Annotated in this window: 7 protein-coding genes; 2 read left to right on the top strand and 5 right to left on the bottom strand. The window is 73.8% G+C overall.

Annotated features, from left to right (window positions below; genetic code table 11):
- The 3 genes from purM to VH969_RS10260 all read right to left on the bottom strand — a co-directional run.
- Positions 1-609 (bottom strand): phosphoribosylformylglycinamidine cyclo-ligase (gene purM / locus VH969_RS10270; protein ID WP_331973442.1); only part of this gene is annotated, 609 nt, incomplete at its 3' end.
- A gap of 10 nt (positions 610-619) precedes the next feature.
- Positions 620-2,131, bottom strand: coding sequence for an amidophosphoribosyltransferase (purF, locus tag VH969_RS10265; RefSeq protein WP_331973441.1), 1,512 nt, complete (start codon positions 2,129-2,131; stop codon positions 620-622).
- A gap of 85 nt (positions 2,132-2,216) precedes the next feature.
- Positions 2,217-2,945, bottom strand: coding sequence for a maleylpyruvate isomerase N-terminal domain-containing protein (locus VH969_RS10260; RefSeq protein ID WP_331973440.1), 729 nt, complete (start codon positions 2,943-2,945; stop codon positions 2,217-2,219).
- Between the two features lie 112 nt (positions 2,946-3,057).
- Here VH969_RS10260 and VH969_RS10255 point away from each other — a divergent pair, with 112 nt between their 5' ends.
- Positions 3,058-3,384, top strand: a complete 327-nt coding sequence (locus VH969_RS10255) for a DUF2563 family protein (RefSeq protein ID WP_331973439.1) — start codon at positions 3,058-3,060, stop codon at positions 3,382-3,384.
- Positions 3,339-5,357, top strand: a complete 2,019-nt coding sequence (locus VH969_RS10250) for an alpha/beta hydrolase (protein ID WP_331973438.1) — start codon at positions 3,339-3,341, stop codon at positions 5,355-5,357. The genes VH969_RS10255 and VH969_RS10250 overlap by 46 nt, the downstream gene beginning before the upstream one ends.
- Positions 5,358-5,361: 4 nt before the next feature.
- On the opposite strand, the gene VH969_RS10245 is transcribed toward VH969_RS10250, so the two are convergent.
- Positions 5,362-5,745 (bottom strand): sterol carrier family protein, encoded by a 384-nt coding sequence (locus tag VH969_RS10245; RefSeq protein ID WP_331973443.1) that lies wholly within the window; start codon positions 5,743-5,745, stop codon positions 5,362-5,364.
- Complete coding sequence (locus tag VH969_RS10240; protein WP_331973437.1) at positions 5,742-6,551, bottom strand: ESX secretion-associated protein EspG; 810 nt, start codon at positions 6,549-6,551, stop codon at positions 5,742-5,744. Before VH969_RS10240 ends, VH969_RS10245 begins: the two co-directional genes overlap by 4 nt.
- Positions 6,552-6,607 lie beyond the last annotated feature (56 nt).

The following is a 6,607-nucleotide window of genomic DNA, read 5'->3' as shown; positions in this document are numbered from 1 at the left end:
ATGACGGGCCAGCGAGTACCCGTTGGAGTGCAGCCCCGACGAACCCATGCCGATCACCACGTCGCCCGGCCGCACCCGCTCCGGCCCGAGCACCGCGTCCGCCTCGACCACGCCCACGCCGGTCGCCGACAGGTCGTACGCGCCGTCGGCCATCAGGCCCGGGTGCTCGGCGGTCTCGCCGCCGAGCAGCGCGCAGCCCGCCTGCACGCAGCCGTCCGCGATGCCCTTGACGAGGGCGGCGATCCGCTCCGGGATCACCGCGCCCACCGCGATGTAGTCCTGCATGAACAACGGCTCCGCACCGCACACCACGAGGTCGTCGACGACCATCGCCACGAGGTCGATGCCGACGGTGTCGTGCACGTCGAGTGCCTGTGCCACCGCGATCTTCGTGCCGACGCCGTCCGTGGACGAGGCGATGATCGGCTCTTTCCAGCGGTCCAGCTTGAGCTTGAACAGGCCGGCGAACCCGCCGATCCCCGCGAGTACCTCGGGCCGCGTCGCCTTGTTCGCGAACGGCTTCAGCTGCTCGACCGCCTGCTCACCGGCCTCGATGCTCACCCCCGCGGCGGCATAGGTCGCGTGCGGGCTGTTGCTGGTGTCGGTCATGGTTCCCGGTTCAGGGTCGCTGGAGTGCGTCCTCCGCACCATATCCGGCGGGCACGACGGGAGCGGCAGAACCTGCGACGCCCTTCTCCAGCCCCTCGAGGAGGTGCTTGCCGATGAGCTCCTCGTCCGGCAGCGGAATCGGGTACTTGCCGTCGAAACAGGCCATGCACAGCCGGCTGCGCGGCTGCTCGCTGGCCGCGACCAGGCCGTCGAGCGAGATGTAGCCCAGCGAGTCGGCGCCGATCGAGCGGCGGATGTCGTCGAGTTCCATGCCGTTCGCGATCAGCTCGGCCCGCGACGCGAAGTCGATGCCGTAGAAGCACGGCCAGCGCACGGGCGGTGACGCGATGCGCACGTGCACCTCGACCGCGCCGGACTCGCGCAGCATGCGGACCAGCGCGCGCTGGGTGTTGCCGCGCACGATCGAGTCGTCGACGACCACGAGCCGCTTGCCGCGGATGACGTCCTTGAGCGGGTTGAGCTTGAGCCGGATGCCGAGCTGGCGGATCGTCTGCGAGGGCTGGATGAACGTGCGCCCCACGTAGGCGTTCTTCACCAGGCCGGAGCCGTACGGGATCTCCGAGCCCTGCGCGTACCCGATCGCCGCCGGGGTGCCGGACTCGGGCACGGGGATGACGAGGTCCGCCTCGGCGGGTGCCTCCCCGGCGAGCCGGCGGCCGATCTCCACGCGGGTCGCGTGCACCGAGCGGCCGGCGATCGTGGTGTCCGGCCGTGCCAGGTAGACGTACTCGAACAGGCAGCCCTTCGGCTCGGGGTTGGCGAACCGGGACGAGCGCAGCCCGTTCTGGTCGATGGCGAGCAACTCCCCGGGCTCGACCTCGCGCACGAACGACGCGCCGACGATGTCCAGCGCGGCCGTCTCGCTCGCCACGACCCAGCCGCGTTCCAGCCGGCCGAGCACGAGCGGCCGCACGCCGTGCGGGTCGCGCGCCGCGTACAGGGTCGTCTCGTCCGCGAACACCAGGCAGAACGCGCCGCGCACGCTCGGCAGCAGCTCTAGTGCGGCCTGCTCGATGCCCCGGTCCGCGGCTTCGGCGGCGAGCAGCCCACAGAGCAGGTCGGAGTCGGTGGTGGCGCCGTTGTTGGTCCGGATGCCGGCCGCGCGTGCCCGTTCGAGCAGGTCGGCCGTGTTCACGAGATTTCCGTTGTGGCCCAAGGACAACCCGCTGCCGATGGCGGTGTTGCGGAACGTGGGCTGGGCGTTCTCCCATGTGGTCGAGCCGGTCGTCGAGTACCGGCAGTGGCCGACCGCGACGTGGCCGCGCAACGACGAGAGCGTCTGCTCGTCGAACACCTGGCTGACCAGGCCGAGGTCCTTGAAGACGACGATCTGCCGGCCGTCGGACACGGAGATGCCCGCGGCCTCCTGCCCACGATGCTGCAGCGCGTAGAGCCCGAAGTACGTGAGCTTGGCGACCTCCTCGCCCTTCGCCCACACCCCGAACACGCCACACTCTTCGCGGGGCTCGGGTTCCGGCGCGTTCCTCTGGTCGGTGACCACCGAGTCTGCTCCCCTGCGGACGGCGTCAGGTGAGTTCAGTGTATGTCGCCTCCGCCCAGGACCACGCGACGCGCCGGAGTGGCGGTCAGCTCATTCTGAGCGTGCGCAGCACGGACTCGTCGCCCGACCCGGTGAGCTGCATCCGGCTCCACAGCTGGTAGAGCAGGTTCTCGGTCCGGCCGTCCAGGTGGGCGTCGGCCGGCTCGTCGCGGGCGGCCTGGCGGACGAGCGGGACCTCGCCGGGGGTGAGCCGGACGAACCACCTTTCGGGACCGTCCGTCGCGGACACCACGGCGGTGCCTTTCGTCACCGGCGGCGAGTCGGTGCGCAGCCGCGCCGCCTGCAGCGTGCCGAGCAGCTCGTCGATCGCGTCCGCGGCCTGGTCGCGGTCGGTCGGCACCAGCGTGCGCCGGGCGGCTTGCGCGTCCCAGCGGCGCAGGTTCAGCTCGTGCGCGGCGCGGCGGTGCCAGACCCACGCGAGGCCGGGCGCCGCGGGCGAGAACGTCCATACCGGACGGTTGCCGGGCGTCGCGGCCAGCGCGTCGGATGCCTCGGCGAGCCGCTTGTCGAGGTAGCCGAGCGGATCCGGCGGCCGCTCGGCCGGGGGCGGGCGCAGCTGGACCGCGCTGCCGCTGGTGAGGTAGCGCGTGACCTGGGCGAGGAACCGGCCGACGTGCAGGGTCAGCTCGGTGAAGGTCCACCCCGGACACGAGGGCACGCCGGCGCGCGGGTCACCCTCGCCGACGGCCTCGCGGAACATCGCCGCCTGTTCGGTGAACACCTTGGTCCACCGCTGCGGGGTCCACACCGGCATGCCGTTCCTTCCGTCCGGTTCGTACGCACATGCACACAGTGTGCGCGGAAACACACTACGCAGGCGTCCGGTCGGTTAATTTCGGAGCGCACCCCAGTATTGGAGGTTCGCCGTGGCCAGTGGGTATCAGACCGGATACCAGGTGGACCCCGCCACCCTGCGAGGCGCGGCACGCGACGTCTACGCCGGCGCGGACGCGGTCGGGGAGGCCGCCGCGCTGCTGTCCGCGGCACAGCTGGTCCCGTCCGCGCTCGGCGAGGTGCCCGCCGCCGACGAGCTGGCCAGGGCGTTCGCCACGTTCGTCGGCGAGCACGGCGAGGACCTGCGACACGGCGCGACGTGGGTCGGCGCCGCGGCGGACGGGCTCGTGTCGAGCGCGGAGGACTACGAGCGGTGCGACGAGAACGCGGCCGCCGGCGTGACGGCGGCCGGCTCGTGAGCGACCCGGAGGAGCTCTACGCGCGGCTGGCCGGCGGGGACGCGGGCCGGATCCGCACGACCGCCGGGCCGCTGCTGTCGGCCCTCTCGGCGCTGGACGGCGCGCGCTCGGCGCTGGCGGGCGGCGCGTCGACCGCGGCCTCGGGCTGGCGGGGCAGCGCGGCGTCAGCCTTCGCGGACCACTCGGCGCTGTCCGGCACCGCGACGTCGACCGCGCACGCGCGGGTGGCGCAGGCCGCGCAGGTGATCGAGGCGGCCGCCGGCGCGTACACGACGATGCGGGTGGCGGCGGACAACGCGATCTCGGCCTGGCGGTCGCGGCCGCCGGGCATGGACGGCGGGGCCGAGGCCGCGCTCGCGTCGCTGGTCAACCAGGCGCTCACCGCGGTCCAGGACGGGTACGAGCAGAGCCTGCGAGCGTACGCCGGGTCGTTGACCGGGCTGCGGCCGGCGTTCGCCGAGGTGGCGGGCGCGGACGCGGCGTGGCAGCGGACCGGCGTGCTCGGCGGCGGGGTGACGGTGCCGCCGCCGGGATCCGATCCGCGCGCGGTCGCGGCGTGGTGGCAGGGCCTCTCGCAGACGGACCGGGACACGCTGCTGGCGACGCGGTTCGACGAGCTCGGCCGGCTGCGCGGGCTGCCCGCACCCGTGCTGGACACGGCGAACCGGCGGCGGATCTCGGCGGACCGGGAAACGCTGCGCGCCACGAAGTCCACATTGGACTCCGAGGTCACGGCGCGGGCGTCGGCGCTGGGCCTGGACCCGGCGGACGAGAGCGCGCTGCGGGGCGACCCGGCGCTCGCGGACCTGCTCGAGAAGCGGCAGGACGTGAACCGGCAGCTGGACAACGCGGCGGCCGCGCAGGCACGGGTGGCGGACGCGCGCGAGATGGCGCTCGCGAAGGGCCTGCCGGACGAGGTGTACGTGCTGTCCTACGACCCCGTCGGACCGGGCCGGCAGGACGGGGTGCTGGCCGTGGCGTTCGGCAACCCGGACGTGGCGGACAACGTCGCGGTCACCGTGCCGGGGGTCGGGACGACGCTGGAGCACGGGTTCCCGAACGGGCAGGCGGTCGAGCTGCGGGCATCGATGGACGCGGCGGCCCCGGGCACGCACAACGCGACGGTGGCGTGGCTGGGCTACGACGCGCCGTCGTGGGACCTGAGCGTGGTGACGGCGGACAGCGCGATCGAGGGCGGCGGGCTCCTCACGGCCGACGTGGACGGCTACCGCGCGGCGGCCGAGGCGGCCGGGCACGACCCGCACGTGACGGCGCTGGGGCACTCCTACGGCAGCACGACGGTCGGCTACGCGGCGATGCACGGGCTGGCCGCCGACGACATCGCGTTCCTCGGCTCGCCGGGCGTGGGGGCGTCGTCGGTCGACCAGCTGTCGCCGGGCGCGGGCCATGTGTGGGCGGGGATGACCGAGCACGACCCCATCGTGCAGGGCACGAGCGGCGACTGGTTCACCGCGGACGGCTCGTCGACCACGCCCTACGACAAGGCGTTCGGCGCCAACCAGTTCGGTGCGGGCACGGAGGAGAACCTGCTCGGCGCGCACAGCACGTACTACCAGGACGGCTCGGAGTCGCTGCGCAACCTCGGCGACATCGCGACGGGCCAGTACTCCTCGGTCACCGAGCCTCGCTGGCAGGACTCGCCGTTGCCGCCGTCGCTGCCCGGTTCGGACCTGCCGGTGGCCGGCCCGGCGATCGACGCGGCGGCGAACATCGGCAAGGAAGTCGTGGACATCGGCGAGGACGTGGGCGGCGGCCTGTGGGACGCCGTGACGGACGCCGTCCACGGCGACTGGGACGCGGCGTGGGACGAGCTGAAGGCCACCGGCGGCGAGCTGGCGAGCGACGTCGGCGACGTCGTCGTCGGAACCGTGGGCGACGTCGTGGAGGGCGGCCGCGACCTCGTGGACGCGGGCAGGTCCGTGTACGACAACACCTTGGGCCGCCTCTTCTGACCCGTCAGGCGGGTGGCAGGCGCAGCAACGGGAGGTGCGCGGACAGGTCGGCGCGGTTGCCCGACGCGGTGATCTTGCCCGCCGCCACGGCGTCCGGCCAGGACAGGGAGCCCGTCGCCAGGCGAAGCCACGTGTGCGGGTCGGTCTCCACCACGTTCGGTGGCGTGCCCCGGGTGTGCCGGGGGCCCTCGACGCACTGCACGGCCGCGAAGGGCGGTACCCGCACCTCCACGCTCCGGCCGGGCGCCAGCTGCGCGAGCGTGCGCAGGCTGAGCCGGACCGCCGAGGCCAGTGCCGGGCGGGGCGGGGCGGGCGCGTCGCCGGCCAGCCACGGGCCGATCGCCAGGACGGCCTCGCGGAGGGCGTGGGGATCGACCGGCTTCGTCAGGACGCCTCCCGCACGACGTCCGCCAGCATCTCCTCGACGTAGTGGGTCAGGTTGCGCGGGTCGGCCGGGGAGATCGTCGTCCACATCGTGCCGTCCTGGGACGGGCGGCGGATCTGCACGTAGCGGCCGTCCTCGGTGTCGAAGAAGGACACCACGCGCTCGGCCCGCAACCGGCGGCCGAACTTGTCCCGGGCGGCCGCGCCGAAGTTCCCCGTGGCCGACACGTCCTTGATCATCTCCGTCAGGGCCGCCGCGTCGTCCTCGCGGACCCCCCGCTCCAGCAACGCCTTGTGGAAGCCCTCCCGCGTGCCCGCGGCGCCGTGAGCCGCCGCCTCGAAGTCCGACGTCGGCAACGCCACCGACCGGCCGGCACCCGCCGGCGCGGGCGGCAACGACGCGAGCGCGGCCGCCGGCAGGCCGGATGCCGACGCGCGCCGCAAGGTCACCGAGCCGTCGGACAGCTCCGCGACCGCCGCCTGCTCGCCGACCGCAGCCGCCAGCACCCGCAGGCCCCGCCCCGCGTGCGCCCGGACGTCGACCTCCCGCTCGGGCTTCGCCAGGAGCGACAGGATGTCCTCGATGTCCGGGTTCACGTCGACCGGCCGCCCGAGGCCGCGTCCCTCGAGGTCGGCCCAGACCCGCTCCTCGAGCCGCGCGCGCTCCTCGAAGGTCTTGCCCGGCGAGGGGACCTTCACGATGAGCGGGAGCTGTCCCAGCCGCAGGTGCTCCCACAGCACGTCGAACTCGAGAGCGGTCAGGACGATCGGCTCGGTCTCCCGGTCGCCGATCGAGAACGTGCTGGTCACAGGCCCCCACCTTACTCAGCGCAGTCGGGGCGGGGTGCCACTCGCGCGACACCCCG

Source organism: Actinophytocola sp. (assembly GCF_036555685.1).
Classification (GTDB): Bacteria; Actinomycetota; Actinomycetes; order Mycobacteriales; family Pseudonocardiaceae; genus Actinophytocola.
Note: the sequence above shows the minus strand (reverse complement) of the source record. Positions and strands in the feature narration are given on the sequence as shown.